We start from the raw sequence: 21,041 nt of genomic DNA on the forward strand, positions 1-21,041 counted from the left end.
ACCTCCCCAGGAGTAGGCGCTTTTTTTGTTTTTAATTTGGGTTCAAGTTGTGTGCAATAACATGTTTAAATGCACCAAATAAGTTAAAAGTAATGGTAATTTAAATTATAGAAAAACAGTGGCAAACAAAAACAACACTTTAAGCAATTGTATTAGCTTGATTTTAAATTCAATGATGAAATTTATTAATGATTGGAACAGTGGTTGCACTTTAAAAACAAAAAAGTGTGGAATAATACCAATGGCGACAAGCAATCCTCTCACAAAACAGTTTTTATTAGCAGCAAAGTATCAAGAAATACACGCGCTAAAGCAATTACAAAACAGTTGTGCCTCGCTTACTAAATTAGGCGATTTTGTACATCAGTTACAAAAAGAACGCGCAATGAGTAATATATTTTTGGCCTCAAATCGAGAGCGATTTAAAACCCAATTACAAGAACAAATCCCTTTAAGCGACAGCGCACAAACTGCATTTTATGATTCTCTTAAACAAACATTTATAAACGACAACGCCGATACTGGCCATACTCGGTTATTTAATTTAATTACCTATAGCTTACAAGCACTCGATGCATTACCGGTATTGCGCAAGCAAATAGCACAACAAAACATTAGTGCGGTACATGCTACGCAGTCATTCACTCAGTTAATTGCTAGTTTGCTCAATATTATTTTAGAGGCAGCTGATGGCGCAAGCGATCCCAAAATAACGCGCTTATTAGTCGCATTTTTTAATTTTATGCAAGGTAAAGAATACGCAGGACAAGAGCGTGCCTGTGGTGCACAAGCATTTGCAGCGAGTAAATTTACCACAGAACAAAAACAACAACTCGCGCATTTTGTACAAGAGCAAAACCACAGCTTTGACTTTTTTAATGAGTACGCCGATGCGCACCTTTTAAAATGTTTTGGCACACTAACAACGCATCAGGTTAATAATCAGGTAGAGCAACTTAGAAGTTTACTGCAAAAGCTCGATGACGAGAACGCTCAACCGCTCTCACAACTTAGCGAAGTATGGTACGAAGTAACCACTACGCGCATAGATATAATGCACAAAATTGAACAAAATATAGCAGATCAGTTAATTGATACCGCAGCAATGCAAATAGCCTGTGCTCAACGTAGCTTAAATACAAATAAGCAGGTACTTAACAATATGGTAGAGCAACACATAGCCCCTACTTTTGGCCAATTAGCCGTTAAGCAACCAGAGCCAGAAGTGAGCCAAAACATAGCGGCCGATAAGCTCAATAGTAATAAAAGTATGTACGATTTAATTATCGAGCAAAGCCAGCATATTAAACAAATAAACCAAGCGTTACTTGATGCTAAAAAAGTAATTAGTGAGCAAAAGGTAATTCACCAAGCCAAATATATACTTATTGAACAGTTAAAACTCACTGAAGAGCAAGCCCATAAACAGCTACAAAAACAAGCAATGGATACACATAAAACCTTATTTAACGTAGCGCAAACAATTGTACAAATGAGCGATTAAATATGCTGTTTTTACTTGGGCATGTTGCTCTTTAGTAAGAACACTACTCTACATAATACTTATTTATTCAGTTATAAATTTCACGCCCAGACTGCGTTTTCCCTTATTTAAAAATAATTTCATAATCTACTGACTATAATAAGGTAAGGCTTTAATTTGGCGTTAATTTATAAAGTGAATAATTCAACACATTCAAAATAATCAACTACAATAAGTTAATCATTTGTTGCATCTCATTTTAATGAGGCATATTTATTTAATACTGTTGTAGGAGTTTGAATGCCCAATGTAGAGAGTTATTTAGAAGGTGTATCATTAATAGATGAGCAGCAATTAACGACTTCTCTTGATAATGACATTCAAACAAGCTTAAAAAGCTTTGCTGAGCTAATTTTAAACATTTTTGATGCAAGCTCATTCTCTATTGTTGCTAACCTGCCTCAACGTGCTGTCGAGCTATATAAATCAGGTTCAAAAATAACAGTAGCTAAAGAGCAACTATTTGATGACGTTTTTAATGAATCGATTATCGAGCATGCTCCTAAAATATTTAGAGTGGTATCACCTATTATTTTGCCCTCAAACCTTAAATTTGGATGGTTTATATTTGACCGAGCAAGTGATTCACTACTTACCGAAAAAGAAAAATTAATCTTAAATAGTTTACAAAAAAACTTTGTTAATCAGTTAGTCCAACGTAAAAATTCATTAGATAAAATAAACAGTTCTAAGTTTCACTCAACAATTAGCGAGCTAAAAGAAGACGAAACTGACAAAGATCGCCTAATCAAAAAATTACAAAAAATGAGCGATGAACTAGATGAATTTACCAGTATTGCTTCACACGATCTAAAGTCACCATTAAATGCTATAAAACGTTTATTAGAGTGGATTTATGATGACTGTAAAGATTTACTCCCTCAAGAGCACCTAGAAAACTTTCAGCTTGTGCTCAGCCGGGCTAATAGAATGCAAGTACTGCTAGAAGATTTACTAAGCTACTCGAGAATAAATAGCTGTGATTCAACTCATGCAAACATATCTTTAGAAAGTATTTACCAAGATATAGAACAAATTTTAGAAGTTTCACAAGCTGTCACTGTTGATATACACGCCAATAACGAAGTACTCGATATACCGCTGATCCCTTTTAAAATTGTTTTTCAAAATCTTATTAGTAATGCAATAAAACATAACAATAAAGAGCACCCGGTTATCGATATTTCACTTATCCCCTCTAATCAATATTACATTATTGAGATAACAGATAATGGCCCTGGAATTGACCCTAAATATTTTTCACTCATATTTAAGTTATTTCAGACATTGCAATCTCGAGATGATGTTGAAGGGAGCGGCATTGGACTCTGTATTGCCAATAAGCTCATTATTAATTATGGGGGCAAAATTGAAGTAGCCTCCGATGGGGAACTTGGCAGTACATTCACTATTTTTTGGCCCAAAGTTTAACTATGAAATTATCAATTATAAACGAGCATCATGTAGATGCTGCTCTTAGAAGGAACTTATGAATATTTTAATTGTTGATGATGACTTAGTTGATCGCAAATTAATTAAAAAAATGCTTATTTCTGATGGCTCTCATCATCATGACATTACCGAGGTAACGTGCGTATCCGAAGGCTTGAAAGCCATTGAAGACACGCACTTTGATATAATACTACTCGATTATAATATGCCTAAAGAAGATGGCATTGAAATGCTAATTGAAATGCGTGCAAAGCCTAAACTCGGTAACACCGCAATTATCATGATTAGCTCCTCAGAAAATTCAGCTTTGGCTATTGAGTGTATAGAAGCCGGCGCTCAAGACTTTTTACCAAAAGGTGATATAACGAGGGATAGTTTAAATAAAGCGCTTATATATGCCAAAAAACGCTTCGAGGCAGAACAACGTATGCACAACAGTTATCTTGCTGTAAAGCATATGGCAGAACGGGATCAGCTTACTGGTTTGTCTAATCGATATCATTTTGAAGAAATACTAAAAGTAATGATAGCTAACAATAAACGTGCTAAAAACTGCGTGGCGTTACTTGCTTTAGATTTAGATAACTTCAAAAATATTAATGATACGCTTGGGCATAGTGTCGGCGACGAAATTTTAATACAAACAGTAGAAAGGATTCATAGTTGCCTGAGGCAAAATGAAGGATTTGCACGCTTAGGAGGCGATGAATTTGCAGTTATAATAGGTGGAATTTGCAATATTAATCAAATAGGTATGATAGCAAATAGAATTTTAGCTGAAGTTTCTAAACCCTTTTTGCATGAAGGCAGAACTTTAAATTGCAGTGTTAGCATTGGAAGCGCCATATACCCAAATGATGCTACTGAATCTCATGAACTGCTAAAATGTGCTGATATTGCAATGTATCGCTCAAAACAAAGTGGTAAAAGTAGAATAAGCTTTTACAAAGAGCAATATCAATATGAATTTAGTCGTCGGGTAGATATTCAAAATAGTATAAAAGAGCATATAGAGGAAAAAAACTTTAGGCTATTTTATCAACCTGTTTACTGTTCAAAAACACAAATAATGACAGGTGTCGAAGCCCTTATCCGTTGGCCAGATACAACCGTTAATTATACCCCCGATGAGTTTATTCCTATTGCTGAAGAGTGCCGATTAATAGCCCCTCTTGGAAAATGGATAATTGCGAGCGCTTTAAAGCAGTTATCTTTGTGGCAGAAAGACTATCAAACGCCGTTAACTCTATCTATTAATATTTCACCGATACAGCTGCAAAGAGAAGTTTTACAAACGTATCTATTAGAGACGGTCGAAAAATACAATTTAAAAACCAGTAGTATTATTCTGGAAATAACAGAAACAGCTTTTATGGAAAACAGTAAAGAAGTGATTGAAATATTAACTTCTTTGTCTAATAAAGGGTTTAGGATTGCTTTGGACGATTTTGGTATGGGTTATTCATCCATATCTCACCTTATTTCCTACCCTATTGATATAGTAAAATTAGACAAAAGCATGCAATCGTTAGGTGGAGAAAATAATAAACGATTAAAAATAATCGAGAGCTTATCTTTAATGCTGAAGAAACTAGATTTTTCTGTGGTAGCTGAAGGAATCGAAACTGAAACCCAGCATCAGCTGTGTAAAAAATTAAATATAGACTACCTGCAAGGTTTTCTCTTTTCAAAGCCTATGCCTGTAAACGAAATTAATTTGCTGCTCGATGACTATAGTAAAAAAATAAGCCTTTAATAAATAGGTTATTTTGAACCTTTGTAAAATTGAAGCTTAAATCAAACACCTTTATAACCTTAAGCTAAAAACCTTTGGTTTGTGTCACATACTCAAACTAAAGGCTCTCCAATTGGCACAGCCTAGCGGGTTAAAACTTAAAACACATGCAAATCAGCTGTGTTTTTCCAAATGCTGACCGATGACAGCCAATACTTTTTCTTTTAACTCTGCTGCCTGAAAACTTCCTTTTACAAGGTAACCTTTAACAAAATCGTGTGACATTATAATCTTTTTTTCTTCTTCTCTTTCTGATGAGCTAAACATCATAACCACACACGAACTGATTTCTATCATCTTCCTCAGTTTAGAAAACTCTTCTAAAAACTGAAGACCATTGACTCTTGGCATATTGATGTCCAAAAATATGAGTATTGGAGGAAATCCATCAGGGTACTCTTTTCTGTTAGCTTCATAATTTTCTAGAAATTCTAATGCTTCCTGGCCATCTTTTTTTTCAAAAATTGTAAGATCTAATTCAGCCTCTTTAATTAATCTTTTAAGAATATACCGGTCAACTTCATTGTCATCGACAATTAATATAGGGGGTTTAATTTTTGTCATGTTAGCTTATCCATTGGTATTATTATTTTAAACGTCGTACCTTCATCAGAGCTTTGCAGTGATACTTCACCATTTAAATACTCAATATGTTTTTTAACCAGCGCCATCCCTAAACCAGAGCCTGTGCTCGTCTGTGCATGAAATCGCTTAAACATATCAAACACTTCACTTTGATGCTTTTGTGGTATTCCCATTCCGTTATCTGTAACAGTAATAAAAAACGTCTCTTGCTCATTAAAAATGTCACAGCGGACATAAGGCGAGTCTTTATTTCTGTCGTAATACTTCAACCCATTTGATATCAAATTTTCAATAATTTGAGCAAAACGCGCTTTTTCCGACCTTATAGGTACTGATAGATTAATTGTTGTTTCGAGCGTACAAGGATTATCTTTCATGAGCCAAGACAGTCGTTCTTTCATATCAGTAATTAACTGATTAAAGTCAATTACATCTTTATCTTCATTACCAATTTCAGCTTTGGCTAACAATAAAATATCAACAACAAGTGTTTCTAACTTTTCCATTTGTTGATAAATAACCAGTGCATTTCGGCTTGCCTCCTCTGTGTCTCCCGCTTTTATATCTTCGATAACAAAATGCGCTAAGGATTTAGCCCCTGACAGCGGTGACTTCAGGTCATGAGAAGCCCGATAAGCAAACTGGGCAAGCTCATCATTTGCTTGCTGCAGGGAAGCTGTTTGGCTGTTTATAATCTCTTTGAGTTCAATACTGTTTTCAATATTTAAAAGATCATTTTTAATTCGCTGTCTGGCCGCGATAACGAGTGCTTTTAATTCACCCGACGTTTTTATATCAAGTTCATCGTCCAGATTAATATTGTTTTCGGGCTTACTTGATAAAAGTAGAGTTAGATTTCGAATAGAGCTCGATATTGTGCGAGAAAGATAACTTATAAAAAGAATATTAAAAAAAGATATGATTATAACAAGTGGAATTAACGTCATTAGTATAAACGATACTGTTTTTCTAATTGGTTCCTCAAACAGCTCCGTATTTTTATTAAAGCCACTTAGCGAAGTATTAAGATTTAGTAAAAAAGCGTCTCTACTAAGTTCCCCCTTTTTATACTGATTAACTGACAATAAGGCTTTATCAGCAATTTCAATATCGTTTTCACAGATTGTTAATGTATGATCTGTGTTAATAACTTTCATAACAGCATAATTTAACGGGTTTATTTGTTCAATACATTCAATAGGTTGCTGCCTAATTAACAATATATCCGACTCAATGGCATTTATATCTATGGGGATATCATTTTCTATTTTTTTAACTGACTTGGTAAGTTGATGTGTATACTTTAAATGAAGAAAGTTAAGTTGATGAAACTTAGCCCCTTTAGCTATTTCAAAAGCTGAGTAGACAGTAATACTTATCTCTGCTGCAGTTAATATTACAATAAGCATCAGTTTTCTTGAGATATTCATATACGACACCTATTTTAGCTACTAACCCAAAAATCTTTAAATAACACTATAATAATTATAGTATTTATAACCTTAGGTATAGCAGATTTTATCTTTTTTACTAGCTCCTCTATGAATAACAGTTGATATTTAGCTTTATTCACTTTTAATAAAAAGATCCTTTATTAGTTTTTTGCCACTATAAAGCAAACTTGGGTAATATTACGCCTCTAAAAGTACTGGTGCATTGGCAAATACAATACAAAACTTTGTTAAGTCATCCCATATTTAAAAAGTGTATTAACATGCAGCATTTTTTGAATGAAAAATATAGGCTCGTGTGTGGTCGTACACTAGGTTAAAAGTAAAAGCGTAAAGGGTTATAAAAAAAGTTACGCCGATATCCATTATTAATGCTTCCCATAAGCCTACGTTTAAAATGCTCGCCATTACGGGAATAGTAAAAACAAGTAACCCGCCTTGAAATAAAATCACGTGAAAAATACGGAATAATACAGAACGTTGCTCTTTTGCACCGGTAGCTACTTTGTCAAAAAACCAATTAAAAACAAAATTCCAACACATCGCAATCGTTGCAATTATAATCATAGTGCCCGATAGAGCCCCAATTGCATGATCTGTAAATAGTGCTAAACCTAAAATTGATAACGACACGGCTAAAATCTCAAACAAAACCGCCTGAAATACTCGCTCTGTTGCCCCCATTTTCCCTGTCATAATATCCTCTTTTATCTATTAATATTTAAGTGTAGTGATAATGACAGATTTATTTAATTACAAAAGTTAGCAACTATCACCTATAGTGATAAGATGAGTATATAGTTCTAGATAAAGTAGAATAAAATGTACAGCTTAGAGCAACTAAAAATATTTGTAACCGTAGTAGAAACAGGCTCTTTTTCAGCAACCGGCCGTAAATTAAAGCGTGCGCAGTCGGGTATTAGCCAAGCTATTTCTAACCTTGAAATTGCAATAGACCAAACATTGTTTGACCGTAATAAAAACACTCCCACTTTAACAAAAAGTGGAAAAACCTTACTACCTGTGGCTTATTCAATACTGCAACACCAAACTTATTTCGATCAAAAAGTTGAGTCTCTTGCTAAAAACAACGAGCAAGACGTAGTAATTGCGATTGACGAGAGTATAAGTAATCATGGAATTTTAAAAATAATAGCCCCACTTGCACAGCAGTACCCTATTACGAACTTTGAGCTAATATCAGCTACCACATTTGATGTAGAAGAACTTATAAAAACAGGTAAAGCGCAAATAGGCATCATATATAGTGATGGTGAATTAAAGGTAGATATGGACTTTTTTTTGCTAGGCCAAGCTCGATTTTTAACAATTGCGTCGCCACAACATGCGCTTGCTAAACTTAATAAAGTAAATAGCAGTGACTTAAAAGCACATAGGCAATGTGCTCACCGTAGCCTTAATCAATCAGAGTTATGGTTTAGCTATGCTATAAGCGCAAAGGTTTGGTACGCCAATACTCATCAAACACTTATAGATTTGGTAACACAAAATGTGGGCTGGGCGTTGGTGCCTGAGTTGGCAATAAAACAACAACTTAAACAAGGTGACCTTGTTGCTCTTCCTGTAGTGCATGAGCAAGGTGGTTGGCTAACGCCTTTAGGCTGTGTGGTATCAAGAAGTAAACCTACAGGCCCAGTTACTGAAAGTTTACTAACCCTTTTACAGCAACATTTTTTAAAAGAAGGTGATTGGAAAGCTAAAGTTTAACAGCGCTCACACGGCGTTATATTGCGAGCTTCTTTTTAATCTTAATTTGCCACTCAAGCGCAAGCTCGGGTAGTTCAAGTGCTGCTAATAATACACTTTCATAATCTGGATATTTTTTATCAAAAAATGCCCGAAACAGTTTTTTAACTGATATGTCGTGCGAGGCTTTCTTCTCGATAACAACACTATCACCCGTTTTTGCAACTCCCTGCTCTAGTACCCTAAAGTATACGCCAGTGCAGTAATGCTGGGTAAACAGTTTAAGGCTGTTTTTATTATTAAGGGCGATAGCGAGTTTAAAACATGGCACACGAGGCTGACTTACTTCAAGCAGTGCAGTACCAATTCGAATATGGTCGCCTATGTGTATAGTCGCTTCATCAAGGTCAGAAATTGTGAAGTTTTCGCCAAAGGCACCCATTGCTAAATCATCATTCTCGAGGGTTTGTTTCCAATAATCATAATGATTGTGCGAAAACGCGTAAACCGCTTTATCAACCCCGCCGTGATTAACTAAATCAGCTTGCTCATCACCTATAATGTTTAGTTTTTCAATCACTACAGGTTCGTTAGTTGGGGTTTTGAATATTCCCGTTTTCACCTCTTTACCATTTTGAATAAGAGTTTTAATTTTAGAGATATTAGTCGAGATGATTTTCATTAATTCGAACTCTACAGTCACAACTTAAGCATATCTAACTTTGCATTCATCTTCTTATCTTTCAACCCTAACAGTGAAAATATTGATTGTCGGTGCTGTTCTTTTATACGGTGTGTCCTTTCATAATGCTGCGTTCTTATCGAAACAATTTTATTTAAAAACATAGACTTATCTTTAGTGTAACTCTTCATCATAAATTCAAGTTCATGCTTTAAGTTACCATCAAATTTGTCGCATGTATCGAGCATATAAAAATATTTAATTAGGTGGTACGCTGGTGTGTTTTTCTGGTCAACAATATCTATTATAATCTCTCTCAGCTCGGGCTTGTTAATTGCTTTCACAGACTTCTCAATTGAGCTGATTACCCACACCATACATCTAAAAGTAACAATATTCTGAATTTTCTTTAAATGATAAGAGTCAGTTTTAGTACTATCATACTCATCTGATAGCTTATATTGATCATACACAAACTTAACACATGCCTTAATTTCTTTGTCGTCGCCTAAAAGTATTGAAGCCAACCGAAGCCCTGCATCGCATAAAGTCTCTACTATTTCAGCAATTTTTGCTTTTTTCAAACTGCCCGTTTTATTTTTAAGTATCTGGCTTAATATTTCTATATTTTTATTACATTGAAAAACTTGATTTAAGAGCTTATTTTCAGATGCCAACTGCTCAATGTCTTCATCACTAGATCCAACATCTTCCTCATGTTGAGTTCTAAATTGTCGCTCCTTTGCTCTTTCAGTTTCAATCTCTCTGCAGTCACTACTGTTATCGTGAAGTCTATTGGGGATTACATCATTTAATAAACTATTAAAAATTGATGTCTCTTCTTTACTTAATTTCGCTGGCTGCTTTTGGTCTATAGCACACATTGTATGTGCCAGAATTTCATCAATAATACTTATGTCATTGGCATGGTGGATTGTAAAAATAAGAGTTAAAGAATTGTGTCTGGCATAGCTTGATTCTACCATCGCTGAGATTTTGTCTTTATTTGCTAAGTAATTTTCAGTTAAGTACTTTCCCAAAAAAAAGTAATATGAATAAGAAATTGCAAATTCAATTTTCCCATGATTTTTTGTCAATAAACCATTTTCACTAAAAAGGCGATTAAAAATTGAATTCTTAATAATATATTCTGAAGAATATTCTTCTTTAAATTTAGTAAATTGCTCTTCTGAAAGGTTCAAGCCATTTTCTGATTCAAAAATTTTATATGCTAAGTTAGAGCAGAAGGTGAAGGCTGACTCCAAAGCACTGTCTTCTTGATTTATACCAGACTTGATCAAGCGGGCTACGATTAAAGCATGATAGCAGTGACCATATGCAGTTATTTTAAGGTTTTCAGGCATGAAACTTTCGTAAGTCTGTAATATAGAAAGAATGAAAAAAGGAAATCTAGGTAAAACTTTATTATCAATAATAATCGAGTTTATATTATTCTCAATGGCATCGATAAGACTATGGTTAATATCATCGCCGCTACTTTTTATTTCTAGCCATTTTTTTATTAAATCCTCCTGCTTGCTATGGCAAAAGGGTTTTATATTTATTCTTTTAAAATCCACAAATCGATCATCATCAATATAATAGGATCTATAAACATCGGTACTCGTGAATATCATTATATTTGTGAAGTGTTCTTCGGCGAACTTTATTAATTCTATACAGTTACTATCTTTACTAAGATTATCAAAAATAATAGTTTTATTTGGTGAGTTTAACCATAAATGAAAATCTCCAGTTTGCTGTTTTATAAAATTCTCTTTGAGAATTTTTTCCCTATCTTTACTAGCCCCTATTTGTGCAAGGTCTATATATAAGCATGGATGCTCAATCTTATTTAACTGTAAATATATCCATGAGCAGAGTTTTGTTTTTCCTGACTGATTTTCTCCCACAATAAACTGTAGAGGCTCTTCTATTAGTTCATCAAGTGACTTTACTGCTAACTCGACCCCATTTAAATCATCTGAGTATGCCGTCAGACTAGGGAAAACAAAGACATCTTCTAGGAAGATGTCTTTAGAATTGGTAGAACAAAATTCAATACTTTTAAGTTCAGTTTCAAATTTTTTCTTCAATTTAAAGTTTTTTTTTACTTCTGAAGCTACATGTTTGATACCGTCATATACAGAACTCCAAGCAGAGTCCATCGGTTTCCATTGTGATACAGGCTTTCCATCTTGCGGTAACACTAACTTTGACTTCATATCATCAAAATCTTTCCAAGCACATTCTGCAGCAATAATCGGAATAAGCCTTTTATTAGGCTGTTCCTTTGCAAACAATTTAGCTTTATCCCACTCCTCTATACACGCATCAGAATTCAGCCAATTTTTTGTCACCAAGAATACTACTATATCTGCATTCTCTAAGTTTTCTATAATTTTATCTTCCCAAGGACTACCAGCGGTAATTTTTCCATCGTACCACTGATTAATTACTTTATTTCTAACCAACATAGACAAGTGGCTGTCTAAAGTGGTTCGATAATCATGATCTTGATGGCAATAACTATAGAAGAAATTTAATGGTGGCATATATTGATGTTCCTTATCATTATGTATGTCTATTCAAGTTTCGAAGACAAAATTATTAATTCTTATAGTCAACATAGCACTTGTCTTACTATTCGGACAAGTCTTTAATTATTATAAAGTTAACAAAAAAGAGAGCTTAATAACAATTATCACTCCCACTTGCCCAGCGCTTGTTTGTCGCTTTGTTTAAACTCAACCCAATTTGATGAGTCTTTAAAATGCTCTTTTTTCCAAAACGTGGCGTGGTTTTTTAAGTAATCCATTATAAATTGTGCGCCTTCGAACGCGGCTTGGCGATGGCGGCTAGTTACGCCTACAAATACAATTTGCTCGCCAAGTGCTAAGTAACCAACGCGATGAATAATGCATATTCTCGCCAGTTGCCAGCGAGTTTGTGCTTGCTCTGCAATAGATTGAAGCAGCTGCTCGGTCATACCAGGGTAGTGTTCAAGCTCAAGTGCAATAACGTTATCGCCACTGCTGAACTCTCTTACCAAACCTGTAAAGGTGACAACAGCGCCATCGCTTTTATTATTACTACAAAGCGTATTGTGCTCGTCACCTACATTAAAATCATCGGTTTGTACTTGAATATGTATGCTCATTAGCCACCTGTAACCGGCGGGAAAAAGGCAAGCTCATCCCCTGCTTTCACTATTTCGTCGCTTGATGACATAGTTTGGTTAAGCGCTGCAAGTAGCTCACGCTCCTCCAGCCACGGTTGCCAATGCGGGTATTGGCTAACTAATCTTAATTTAAGCTCTGAAATACTAAGCGGCTGCGTAATCTCAAGGCTTAATTTACTGCACTTCAAGCGCTCTTTTAGTTGCCCAAAAAACAATAACTCTACATTTTGGGCGCTAGATATAGCATCGTTTGGATTAATCTCGCTGCCAACTGCCATTTTTGCCCCCAGCTTTTTGAGTAACGCGCATACCGCTAATTTCCATTAGTGGGTCGGCTGCTTTACACATATCAAACAAAGTAAGGCTAGCCACAGATACCGCTGTTAGCGCTTCCATTTCTACGCCAGTTTTACCGGCAAGTTTGCAGTAGCTGGTTATTTTAATTTGGCTGTTTGCTTCATCAAGTTCAAAATCAACAGCTACTTTAGTAAGTGCAAGCGGATGACAAAGCGGGATTAAATCGGCGCACTTTTTAGCGCCTTGAATACCCGCAATACGTGCCACGCCTAACACATCGCCCTTTTTGTTTTGATTAAGCATCACTTGCTCAAAGGCAAGCTTACTCATGCTAATAAAGGCTTCAGCTGAGGCATCACGCAAGGTTACGTCTTTGAGCGATACATCAACCATATTAGCTTGGCCGTTTTCGTCTACGTGGCTTAGCATACTATTGCTCACGCGATTCACACTTTTTACCAATGGTAATGTGCGGTACAAAGTTACACGGTTTATGCATTGAGTTAAGTTGATCTTTTATAATGCCTGTCCACGCTGTTTTACATGCGCCTGTAGAGCCTGGCATACAAAAAATAACGGTGTTGTTAGCAAGTCCTGCAAGTGCACGAGATTGAATAGTTGAGTTACCAATTTCACCGTACGATATATGTCTAAATAGCTCACCAAAGCCGTCTACGCTTTTATCAAACAGCGGCGCAAATGCCTCTGGTGTTGAATCACGTTCGGTAAATCCTGTACCACCAGTCACTAAAATAGCGTGAATCGTGTCGTCGGCTATCCACTGCGATGCAATAGCGCGCATTTGGTAAACATCATCTTTTACAATTTCTTTATCCGCTAAGTGATGACCCGCCTCAGTTAGCGCTTTAATTAAGTAATGACCAGAAGTATCGGTAATCGCATCGCGCGTGTCGCTTACTGTAAGTACGGCAATGTTTAAAGGTATTTGTGTATCGCTTGTGTGGCTCATAATGTTCTTCTCAATTGGTTAATGCTTAGGTCAAAATGCTCATTTACAGCTTTAAATTGCGCCGGTGTATTGGTGTTTATTAATGCATGCGCTTTATTACATAAAAGCGTTTGCACACCAATGCTTTGGGTAAACTGTTTTATTGATTTATGACTGTTTGCGTTTGTGAGTATGTGTTTTAAATGATTTTTTACACTGCTTGTATTACGAATATACAGCGGTAGCGGTTCATTTTCAAAGTGCCAAGCATGTATTTGTGACTGATTTAATTGATTGCTCACACTTTGTACGTTATTTGTCTGAGAAGCCAGCACTATTGTGCTTAACAAACTACTCGTAAGTAGAGGCATATCTACCGCAGTAATAAGTAAATCGTGCTCAGTGGCTATTAATGTTGAGTAAATTCCGCCAAGGGGCCCACTGTTTGGGTATATATCTTTAACGTACTTTTCTGAGGGATAATCGCTCGGTGAATAATGGTTCAATGACTTGACTGGATTTGTAACGTTGCGGCTTATTAGTATATTTTTAGCACCTGCGTCTTTTAATAAATCACACGCATTGTGCAATAGCGTTTTATTTTTTAAAACTAAATCGGCTTTGTCTGTGCCCATTCTTGATGACTTACCACCAGCAAGCACAACGCCTGTAAAATCTCGCTTAACTTTTATATTAGCTTTTATATCAGCTTCTATATGAGTATTCACATCAACTCCCATATTAGCCACCTAACATAGCTAAGTGAGTTGTCGCACCTGTTAAGCGTTTATCTAGCTCATGGCTTATTTCTTTATTGCCCATAGCAGCTCGAATTGCTTTTACGGTCGCTGCAGTATCGTCCTCGTTTAGTAGTTCGCGTAAATCTATACCTTGTTCGGCAAACAAGCATAAGTGTAATTTACCTAGCGCCGACACCCTTAAGCGATTACAACTTTTACAAAAGTCTTTACTGTACGGCATTATTAAACCAATACGACCATCGTAATCAGGATGACAAAATTCCTCAGCGGGTCCGTTTAGTTTCCCCCTAACTACTTGTAACCAGCCTTGGTCGAGTAATTGGGCTTTAACCGTTTGCCCACTTAAGTGGTTTTCTTCAAAAAATGTTGCGCCGTCACCTGTTTCCATTAGTTCTATAAAGCGCACTGTAACTTTGTGATGCTTTACCCACGCTAAAAAATCCTTCAACTGGTTTTTATTAAACTGCTTGGCAAGCACCGCATTTATTTTTATATCTTTTATGCCCAGCTCTACCGCGCGTTCAATCCCTTTTAAAATAAGGTTAAGTTTGTCGTGCCCTGTTATGAGTTTAAACATACTCGGATTTAAACTATCAATACTGACATTAAGCGCATCAAGCCCTGCTTCTGCAAATTCATCAATTTTCTTTAATAAATTAAATCCGTTTGTAGTAATGGCTACTTTTTCTATGCCGGGCGTGTTTTTACAAAGCTTTATAATATCGGTTACGTCGTTTCGTAAGCATGGTTCGCCACCTGTAATGCGCACTTTTTTGGTACCTAGCTCTGCAAACGCATTTACAAGCATGCTAATTTCGTTTTTATTTAAAAAATTACGCGGTGTATCGCACTGATACCCGTTTGGTAAACAATAACTACAACTAAAATTACATACATCGGTTATTGAGAGGCGCAAATAGTTAAACTGCCGACCAAATTGATCATTAAGCATATGCTTCCTTTTTTCTTTACATTACAACCGCAACATCAATGCTGCTAGAACCTGCTTTGTAATGTTGTTTTATTAATTGGCTTAATTGTGTTTTACACGAACCGCAATTCGTCCCACATTTAAGTTCAGACCCCAATTGCTCGACTGTGTTTGCACCGTTTTTAATGGCGTTTATAATCGGCTGCTCTCTTACTTTAAAGCAGCTACACACTTGCACGCCTTGAGTAAATTCTTCATCGGGGGTTGCATAAAGCAAAGACTGTAATTGGGTAAAAGTCAGTAATGGCTCTGCAAATAAATGGTTTATCCACTCAAGTGATATTTCTTTTTGCTCGTTAGAAATAACACCAATAAACGCTAATTGATCGTTTTGAATACACTGCACATGCATGGCTTTTGCCGTGTTCATAGCCGACCACAGCCCTTGTAAACCGGTTAAGGTTTGGCAGTAATACAGTAAATCACTTTTTGGCTCATTAAGCGCCAATTGGTAATTAAAGCAATTACTTGCATTAACTTTGAGCCAAAAATCACTGTTTATAACAAGTTCGTTTTTAGCAAACAGCTGCATATATTGCACAAAGGGTGCTTTAACTATATTAACAGCGCCGTGTTTGCACTCAGCCTGACCAGATAGAGGGTCAACTACCGATTGATACAACCCACTTACTGTTGCTGATGACGCAAATTGCTTATTCCAATGAATAGGCATAAAGCATTCACCTTTTCGCACGGCATCGGTTACTTTTGCATGCGCGGTAACCTGCCCAGTTAGGGCAATTGCACTTATTAAATCGTTTTGTTTAATTGCTAATTTACTGGCATCAAGCGGATTAATTTCAATGTACGGGCGTGTAATATGCGATGAAAGCGCAGTGCTTTTACCGGTGCGACTCATGGTATGCCATTGGTCGCGTATACGCCCTGAGTTCATTACAAACGGATAATCGCTGGATGTTTTTTGCACCGGTAATTGCGGCGTTATAGGTATAAAGCGTGCTTTTTTATCAGCGGTGCTAAATTGGTTATTTGTAAAAACCTGACCATTTTTATAAGGCTGATTTTTAACAACAGGCCACATAATGGGTTTTAAATTATCATACTGATTTTGTGTGAGCCCAACTAAACCTGAGAGGTTTAATAATCGGCTGCCGTTATTTTCAAAGTCGGTTAATTGTGCCCATTCTTCAAAAATGCCACTTGGGTCTGTAAAATCAAATCCTTCAAAGCCCATTTTTTTAGCGACTTCACACATAATTTGCCAATCGTTTTTAGCTCCCGAATAAGGCGCTACTAACGGGCGCTGCCTTGATATTCTGCGCTCTGAGTTAGTTACTGTGCCGTTTTTTTCGCCCCATCCGGTTGATGGAAAAGCAACATCGGCAAATTTTAACGTATCACTTTTTGCAATACAGTCAGATACAACCACCAGCTCGCAGGTCTCTAATGCTTTTTTAATTGCGGCGTTATTGGGCAAGCTCACCATTGGATTTGTTGCCATTATCCACACTGTTTTTATTTTGCCTGCGGCTATTTCATCAAACATATCAATAGCATTACTGCCTGCTTTTTTAGCGATAGTTGGCGAGAGCCAAAAACGTTGCACAAGTGATTGATGCGCTTCGTTTTCAATATCTAAATGCGCCGCTAACTGATTAGCCAAACCACCTACTTCGCGCCCGCCCATCGCATTGGGTTGCCCCGTAATCGAAAACGGACCACTGCCTGGCTTAAGTAATTTACCTGATGCTAAATGTGCATTAATAATGGCGTTGCATTTATCTACACCCGAGCTTGATTGATTTATACCCATTGAATAAAAGCTAATCGCACTTGGGCTTTTAGCAAATAGCGCATAAAACTCAGTTACTTGCTCAATTGCTATATCGCAAAAGTCGCTAACTGCCTCACAGCTCCACTTTTGTGCCTCTTGCAGTGCGCTTTCAAAGCCGTTTGTGTGCTGAGCAATAAATTGCGTGTCGAGGTGGTTATACTCATTTAAATAATTAAGTAAGCCGTTATAAAGTGCGGCGTCACTGCCTGGTTTTATATTTAAAAATGTGTCGGCAAGCTCAGCGGTGTCGGTTTTACGCGGATCAATAACCACCACTTTCATATTTGGGTTAAGCTGCTTTGCACGCTCCATTCGCTGATATAAAACCGGGTGAGTCCATGCTGCATTAGAGCCAATTAAAATAAGTAGCTCAGTTTGCTCTAAATCCTCGTAGGTACACGGCACTACGTCTTCACCAAAAGCACGTTTATAACCTGCCACAGCAGATGACATACACAGGCGCGAATTTGTATCAATATTGCCTGAGCCTATGTAGCCTTTCATTAATTTATTCGCGATGTAGTAATCTTCAGTAAGTAACTGCCCTGACACATAAAATGCCACCGCATCAGGTCCGTGCTTTTGTATTATGTCGTTAAATTTATTGGCAACGTGGTCGGTTGCTTCATCCCACGTAACGGCTTGGTTATTAATAAGAGGCGACGTTAAGCGATTATCACTGCCTGTTGTGTCGAGCAAATGCGTGCCTTTTACACATAAACGACCAAAGTTTGCGGGATGCTCACGCATGCCTTCAAGCTTGGTTGGCACATTATTAAAAAGTGAAATATCAACACCACACCCTACACCACAGTAAGCACATGTTGTTTGTTTTAAACTCGTTTTATTTATAGTTGGTGACGTGTTTGCGGTTGCCATACTGCTCTCTTTTAGTGTGCTTTAATTTATGCGGGCTGTTTTACAGGCTCATTAAGGGTAACTACGTTAATAGTGTTACTTGCTTTAGCGAGTGCGCTGCTTATTACGTTTTGAACGAGTTTTTCACAACCACCACAGCCTGTACTGGCTTTGGTGCTTTGCTGCACACTTGTCAAATCTATGCAGCCTTTAGCCACTGTTTGTTCAATGGTGTGTTTAGTTACTTTATGACACGCGCAAATAATGGCGTCATCAGGCAAGTCATCGGCGCTTAGCTCTGCTATTTCGCCGGCAAGGGGCATAATGAGCGCTTCGGGTGCGGTGGTAAGTTCAATGTCGTTTAAATGATATTGCAGCAAATTGTCGTAATCGCTTGTATCGCCAACAAGTACCGCGCCAATCAGCTTATTACTTTGTGAATTAGTGACTACTTTTTTATAAATGCCATTGGGTTGGTCTTCAAAATAATAGCTTATTGCGCCTTCGCTGCGTGCATGCGCATCGCCAATAGAGCCCACTTCAACACCCATTAATTTAAGCTTAGTGCTCATATCGGCACCGCTAAATTCATCGGCTTTATTGTCTAAACCAGTACTTTGCAAAGTACCTTGCTGCGTATCTTGTAAAATATGCCCAACTGCTATTTTAGCCATAGCGTAACCGGGTGCCACTAAGCCAAAAATAAAGTTATTCCACAGTGCACATTCGCCAATAGCGTATATGTTTTTGTCGCTCGTTTGGCAGTGGTTATTAATTACAATACCGCCGCGCTCACCTAACTCTAAATTAAACTCGCGGGCTAAATTATCATAAGGGCGAATACCCGCCGAAAATACAATCATGTCGGTTTCAAGGGTTTTACCACCTTTAAAACACATTTGGTAACGGCAACTTTCACCTTCTACTATTTCCTCAGTTGCTACCGATGTATGCACAGTAACGCCTAAATCTGTAATTTTGTTTTTTAGTAACCGACCGCCCCCCGCATCAACTTGTACGCCCATAAGTTGCGGTGCAAATTCTATTACGTGAGTCTGTAAACCCAGTTGCTTTAATGCGTTTGCAGCCTCAAGCCCCAATAAACCGCCACCAATTACCACGCCTACTTTGCTGCCGTGGGCTGAGTTTTTTATTGCGTGTAAATCGTTAATGGTGCGATAAACAAGGCAATGTTCACGATCTTTACCCGGTATAGGCGGTACAAATGGAAATGAACCTGTAGCAAGCACAAGCTTGTCGTATTCAAACGACTCCCCTTTAGCGGTCGTTACAGTTTGCGCATCACGATTTATGTCAACCACTTTAGAATGAGTATGAAAGCGTACTTGCCAATCGTCATAGGTTTTATTGCATGTAAGTGCGAGGTCGTCTGCGGTTTTACCTTTAAAAAAAGACGATAGTTGTACGCGGTCATACGCTAAACGGTCTTCACCGCTCAATACGGTAATTTCAAATTGCTCATCAGCTTGATTTTGAGAAACCAGCTGCTGCACAAAATGGTGCCCCACCATTCCGTTTCCTACCACTACAACACGCTGCTTGCTTAGCATTTACTCACCTTAAAATGATATCTACTTTAGTAATTGACTAAAGCTGACATCGAATAATTTGTTATAGGATTGTTATAGCAATATGTAAGCCAAATATATAAGCATTTAAAATCAGCAAGTTGCCTACATTGGTGCAGAAGTAAAAAGCATAAAGCCCCACAAGATGGTGCAATTGCACCATCTTGTGTCGCTATAAATTACAAGAGGATTTTAGAAGATAGTGAGGGTTAAAATTTAGCGCTCATCCATACCCACAATTTTTGAGTATCGACTTTATTAGCTGCAGTATCGCCCGCTGAGTAATCAGCATATTTAACACCCACTGCGTATTGTTTATTAATAGGTTTAACGTATTGTACGTTTAGTTCAGTACCCAAATCGTCAACCCCATTTGATTGCTCATTAGCATCAAAGCTGTGATAAGCCACCAGCCACTTTCCGTCAAACGCTTTACCGTTTAAGCTTATGTAAGTGTCGTCCAAGCCTTGTGCGGGTGTATTTAAAAACGTATCTGTCCAACCATTAAATTTATGTAACGTGGCAAGCGGTGTTGCAAACCCGTAATCGCCATTGTCAGAACCAAGTGACTCTATGCCGACTTTTAATGTTACTGTCTTATTGCCCAAACCATTTAAATCAACAGCGCCTTCAAGTGCATAGTAATCGGCATCAAAATCACTCACGCTTGTTGAGGCAGACTGCGTTGCATACTCCGCTTTGTAATAAAACTTTATGTCGTTTAGGGTTTTATTACCGTTAAAAGAAACGCCATAAGTGTCTAAACTGTCGTCTTGTAGTGCATCGTCACTTAATAAGTAACTGTATAAAACCACTTTGCCGAAGTCTGTTTTAAAGCTTGCATTAATTAGATGATCGGACGATTTAATGTCTTTATCGTCAGCAAATATGCGGTTACGCTTATTTAAATAACTGTACTGTAAATCTATGTTATTAAATGCGTAATTAATGGTTGCTGCATCAAAGGTTTGCCTATCTTGGCGCCAACCTACGTGCCCAACAAAACGCTGCCCATCAAGGGCTATTACTTGGCGTCCTACTTTTAGCGATAGACCATCGCGGGCATATTTAACAAAACCTTGGTCTACCTCAGTGCTTTCTGGGTCTGCAATAACAGAGTAATTAGTGTTTTTCCCCACCGTATTGTTGTAATCATCTACGCCCAATAGGCTGCGAGTGTCTTCTACTTCAATAACGGCTGAAAAACCATTAACCTCGTCTGTTTGATGCGTTAAGCGGGTTCTAAGTGTTAAGCCGCTTGCATCTTTTAAGGCATTTTCTTGATCAACGCTTTCAAAACGCAGTCTAAAATCAAGATCAGTTTGCGAAGCTTGGCTTATTGAAGGCGCAGTGAAGCAACCCAGTATAAAAATAATAGGTAAGTTGTTCTTATAGTTAAGCATTT

The 21,041-nt window shown here is 37.3% G+C and carries 18 protein-coding genes; 4 read left to right on the forward strand and 14 right to left on the reverse strand.

Annotation, left to right across the window (positions count from 1 at the left end):
• Nucleotides 1-241 precede the first annotated feature (241 nt).
• The 3 genes from QL995_RS07730 (at nucleotide 242) to QL995_RS07740 (ending at nucleotide 4,751) form a co-directional block, all read left to right on the forward strand.
• Nucleotides 242-1,504 carry a nitrate regulatory protein gene (locus QL995_RS07730; protein ID WP_290293892.1) on the forward strand — a complete coding sequence of 421 codons (1,263 nt, stop codon included), beginning with the start codon at nucleotides 242-244 and terminating at the stop codon, nucleotides 1,502-1,504.
• A gap of 279 nt (nucleotides 1,505-1,783) precedes the next feature.
• On the forward strand, nucleotides 1,784-2,974 hold the full coding sequence (locus QL995_RS07735; RefSeq protein ID WP_290293893.1) for a HAMP domain-containing sensor histidine kinase: 1,191 nt from the start codon (nucleotides 1,784-1,786) through the stop codon (nucleotides 2,972-2,974).
• Nucleotides 2,975-3,032: 58 nt separating this feature from the next.
• A complete protein-coding gene (locus tag QL995_RS07740; protein WP_007585212.1) occupies nucleotides 3,033-4,751 on the forward strand; it encodes a GGDEF domain-containing response regulator in 1,719 nt (572 codons plus the stop codon).
• 153 nt (nucleotides 4,752-4,904) lie between these two features.
• Here the strand turns inward: QL995_RS07740 and QL995_RS07745 are convergent, their stop codons facing one another.
• From QL995_RS07745 to QL995_RS07755, 3 genes are all read right to left on the reverse strand, one after another.
• The gene (locus QL995_RS07745) at nucleotides 4,905-5,354 is read right to left on the reverse strand and encodes a response regulator (protein WP_033027013.1); all 450 of its coding nucleotides are present in this window, start codon (nucleotides 5,352-5,354) and stop codon (nucleotides 4,905-4,907) included.
• Complete coding sequence (locus QL995_RS07750; protein ID WP_010552556.1) at nucleotides 5,351-6,805, reverse strand: HAMP domain-containing sensor histidine kinase; 1,455 nt, start codon at nucleotides 6,803-6,805, stop codon at nucleotides 5,351-5,353. Before QL995_RS07750 ends, QL995_RS07745 begins: the two co-directional genes overlap by 4 nt.
• Nucleotides 6,806-7,084: 279 nt before the next feature.
• Complete coding sequence (locus QL995_RS07755) at nucleotides 7,085-7,522, reverse strand: PACE efflux transporter (RefSeq protein ID WP_290293895.1); 438 nt, start codon at nucleotides 7,520-7,522, stop codon at nucleotides 7,085-7,087.
• A gap of 126 nt (nucleotides 7,523-7,648) precedes the next feature.
• Here QL995_RS07755 and QL995_RS07760 point away from each other — a divergent pair, with 126 nt between their 5' ends.
• The gene (locus QL995_RS07760; protein WP_290293896.1) at nucleotides 7,649-8,554 is read left to right on the forward strand and encodes a LysR family transcriptional regulator; all 906 of its coding nucleotides are present in this window, start codon (nucleotides 7,649-7,651) and stop codon (nucleotides 8,552-8,554) included.
• A gap of 16 nt (nucleotides 8,555-8,570) precedes the next feature.
• Here QL995_RS07760 and QL995_RS07765 read toward each other — a convergent pair whose 3' ends face one another.
• From QL995_RS07765 to QL995_RS07815, 11 genes are all read right to left on the reverse strand, one after another.
• Complete coding sequence (locus QL995_RS07765) at nucleotides 8,571-9,215, reverse strand: MOSC domain-containing protein (protein WP_290293898.1); 645 nt, start codon at nucleotides 9,213-9,215, stop codon at nucleotides 8,571-8,573.
• Between the two features lie 17 nt (nucleotides 9,216-9,232).
• Complete coding sequence (locus QL995_RS07770; protein WP_290293899.1) at nucleotides 9,233-11,770, reverse strand: toll/interleukin-1 receptor domain-containing protein; 2,538 nt, start codon at nucleotides 11,768-11,770, stop codon at nucleotides 9,233-9,235.
• A gap of 149 nt (nucleotides 11,771-11,919) precedes the next feature.
• Complete coding sequence (gene moaE, locus QL995_RS07775) at nucleotides 11,920-12,375, reverse strand: molybdopterin synthase catalytic subunit MoaE (protein ID WP_290293901.1); 456 nt, start codon at nucleotides 12,373-12,375, stop codon at nucleotides 11,920-11,922.
• Entirely contained in the window at nucleotides 12,375-12,674 is a 300-nt protein-coding gene (locus QL995_RS07780; protein WP_165721836.1) for a MoaD/ThiS family protein, read from the reverse strand. Before QL995_RS07780 ends, moaE begins: the two co-directional genes overlap by 1 nt.
• Nucleotides 12,652-13,122, reverse strand: coding sequence for a cyclic pyranopterin monophosphate synthase MoaC (gene moaC, locus QL995_RS07785; protein WP_007585237.1), 471 nt, complete (start codon nucleotides 13,120-13,122; stop codon nucleotides 12,652-12,654). Before moaC ends, QL995_RS07780 begins: the two co-directional genes overlap by 23 nt.
• A 1-nt stretch (nucleotide 13,123) precedes the next feature.
• A complete protein-coding gene (gene moaB, locus QL995_RS07790; RefSeq protein ID WP_007585240.1) occupies nucleotides 13,124-13,663 on the reverse strand; it encodes a molybdenum cofactor biosynthesis protein B in 540 nt (179 codons plus the stop codon).
• A complete protein-coding gene (locus QL995_RS07795) occupies nucleotides 13,660-14,382 on the reverse strand; it encodes a molybdenum cofactor guanylyltransferase (RefSeq protein WP_290293903.1) in 723 nt (240 codons plus the stop codon). The genes moaB and QL995_RS07795 overlap by 4 nt, the downstream gene beginning before the upstream one ends.
• 1 nt (nucleotide 14,383) lies before the next feature.
• On the reverse strand, nucleotides 14,384-15,355 hold the full coding sequence (moaA, locus tag QL995_RS07800; protein ID WP_290293905.1) for a GTP 3',8-cyclase MoaA: 972 nt from the start codon (nucleotides 15,353-15,355) through the stop codon (nucleotides 14,384-14,386).
• A gap of 16 nt (nucleotides 15,356-15,371) precedes the next feature.
• Nucleotides 15,372-18,068 carry a nitrate reductase gene (locus tag QL995_RS07805; RefSeq protein ID WP_290293907.1) on the reverse strand — a complete coding sequence of 899 codons (2,697 nt, stop codon included), beginning with the start codon at nucleotides 18,066-18,068 and terminating at the stop codon, nucleotides 15,372-15,374.
• Nucleotides 18,069-18,094: 26 nt separating this feature from the next.
• Nucleotides 18,095-19,618 carry an FAD-dependent oxidoreductase gene (locus tag QL995_RS07810; protein ID WP_290293908.1) on the reverse strand — a complete coding sequence of 508 codons (1,524 nt, stop codon included), beginning with the start codon at nucleotides 19,616-19,618 and terminating at the stop codon, nucleotides 18,095-18,097.
• A gap of 227 nt (nucleotides 19,619-19,845) precedes the next feature.
• Nucleotides 19,846-21,039: an alginate export family protein gene (locus tag QL995_RS07815; RefSeq protein WP_290293909.1), complete on the reverse strand. Its 1,194-nt coding sequence runs from the start codon at nucleotides 21,037-21,039 to the stop codon at nucleotides 19,846-19,848.
• Nucleotides 21,040-21,041 lie beyond the last annotated feature (2 nt).

Source organism: Pseudoalteromonas sp. APC 3358 (genome assembly GCF_030408075.1).
GTDB lineage: Bacteria > Pseudomonadota > Gammaproteobacteria > Enterobacterales > Alteromonadaceae > Pseudoalteromonas > Pseudoalteromonas arctica.

Coding starts and splice junctions, on each gene's coding strand:
- QL995_RS07810 (WP_290293908.1), bottom strand. CDS start 19,618: ATGCTAAGCAAGCAGCGTGTTGTAGTGGTAGGAAACGGAATGGTGGGG.
- QL995_RS07770 (WP_290293899.1), bottom strand. CDS start 11,770: ATGCCACCATTAAATTTCTTCTATAGTTATTGCCATCAAGATCATGAT.
- QL995_RS07740 (WP_007585212.1), top strand. CDS start 3,033: ATGAATATTTTAATTGTTGATGATGACTTAGTTGATCGCAAATTAATT.
- moaB (WP_007585240.1), bottom strand. CDS start 13,663: ATGAGCCACACAAGCGATACACAAATACCTTTAAACATTGCCGTACTT.
- QL995_RS07815 (WP_290293909.1), bottom strand. CDS start 21,039: ATGCTTAACTATAAGAACAACTTACCTATTATTTTTATACTGGGTTGC.
- QL995_RS07805 (WP_290293907.1), bottom strand. CDS start 18,068: ATGGCAACCGCAAACACGTCACCAACTATAAATAAAACGAGTTTAAAA.
- moaC (WP_007585237.1), bottom strand. CDS start 13,122: ATGCTAAGCCACGTAGACGAAAACGGCCAAGCTAATATGGTTGATGTA.
- moaE (WP_290293901.1), bottom strand. CDS start 12,375: ATGAGCATACATATTCAAGTACAAACCGATGATTTTAATGTAGGTGAC.
- QL995_RS07760 (WP_290293896.1), top strand. CDS start 7,649: ATGTACAGCTTAGAGCAACTAAAAATATTTGTAACCGTAGTAGAAACA.
- QL995_RS07755 (WP_290293895.1), bottom strand. CDS start 7,522: ATGACAGGGAAAATGGGGGCAACAGAGCGAGTATTTCAGGCGGTTTTG.
- QL995_RS07735 (WP_290293893.1), top strand. CDS start 1,784: ATGCCCAATGTAGAGAGTTATTTAGAAGGTGTATCATTAATAGATGAG.
- QL995_RS07750 (WP_010552556.1), bottom strand. CDS start 6,805: ATGAATATCTCAAGAAAACTGATGCTTATTGTAATATTAACTGCAGCA.
- QL995_RS07780 (WP_165721836.1), bottom strand. CDS start 12,674: ATGGCAGTTGGCAGCGAGATTAATCCAAACGATGCTATATCTAGCGCC.
- QL995_RS07795 (WP_290293903.1), bottom strand. CDS start 14,382: ATGGGAGTTGATGTGAATACTCATATAGAAGCTGATATAAAAGCTAAT.
- QL995_RS07730 (WP_290293892.1), top strand. CDS start 242: ATGGCGACAAGCAATCCTCTCACAAAACAGTTTTTATTAGCAGCAAAG.
- QL995_RS07765 (WP_290293898.1), bottom strand. CDS start 9,215: ATGAAAATCATCTCGACTAATATCTCTAAAATTAAAACTCTTATTCAA.
- QL995_RS07745 (WP_033027013.1), bottom strand. CDS start 5,354: ATGACAAAAATTAAACCCCCTATATTAATTGTCGATGACAATGAAGTT.
- moaA (WP_290293905.1), bottom strand. CDS start 15,355: ATGCTTAATGATCAATTTGGTCGGCAGTTTAACTATTTGCGCCTCTCA.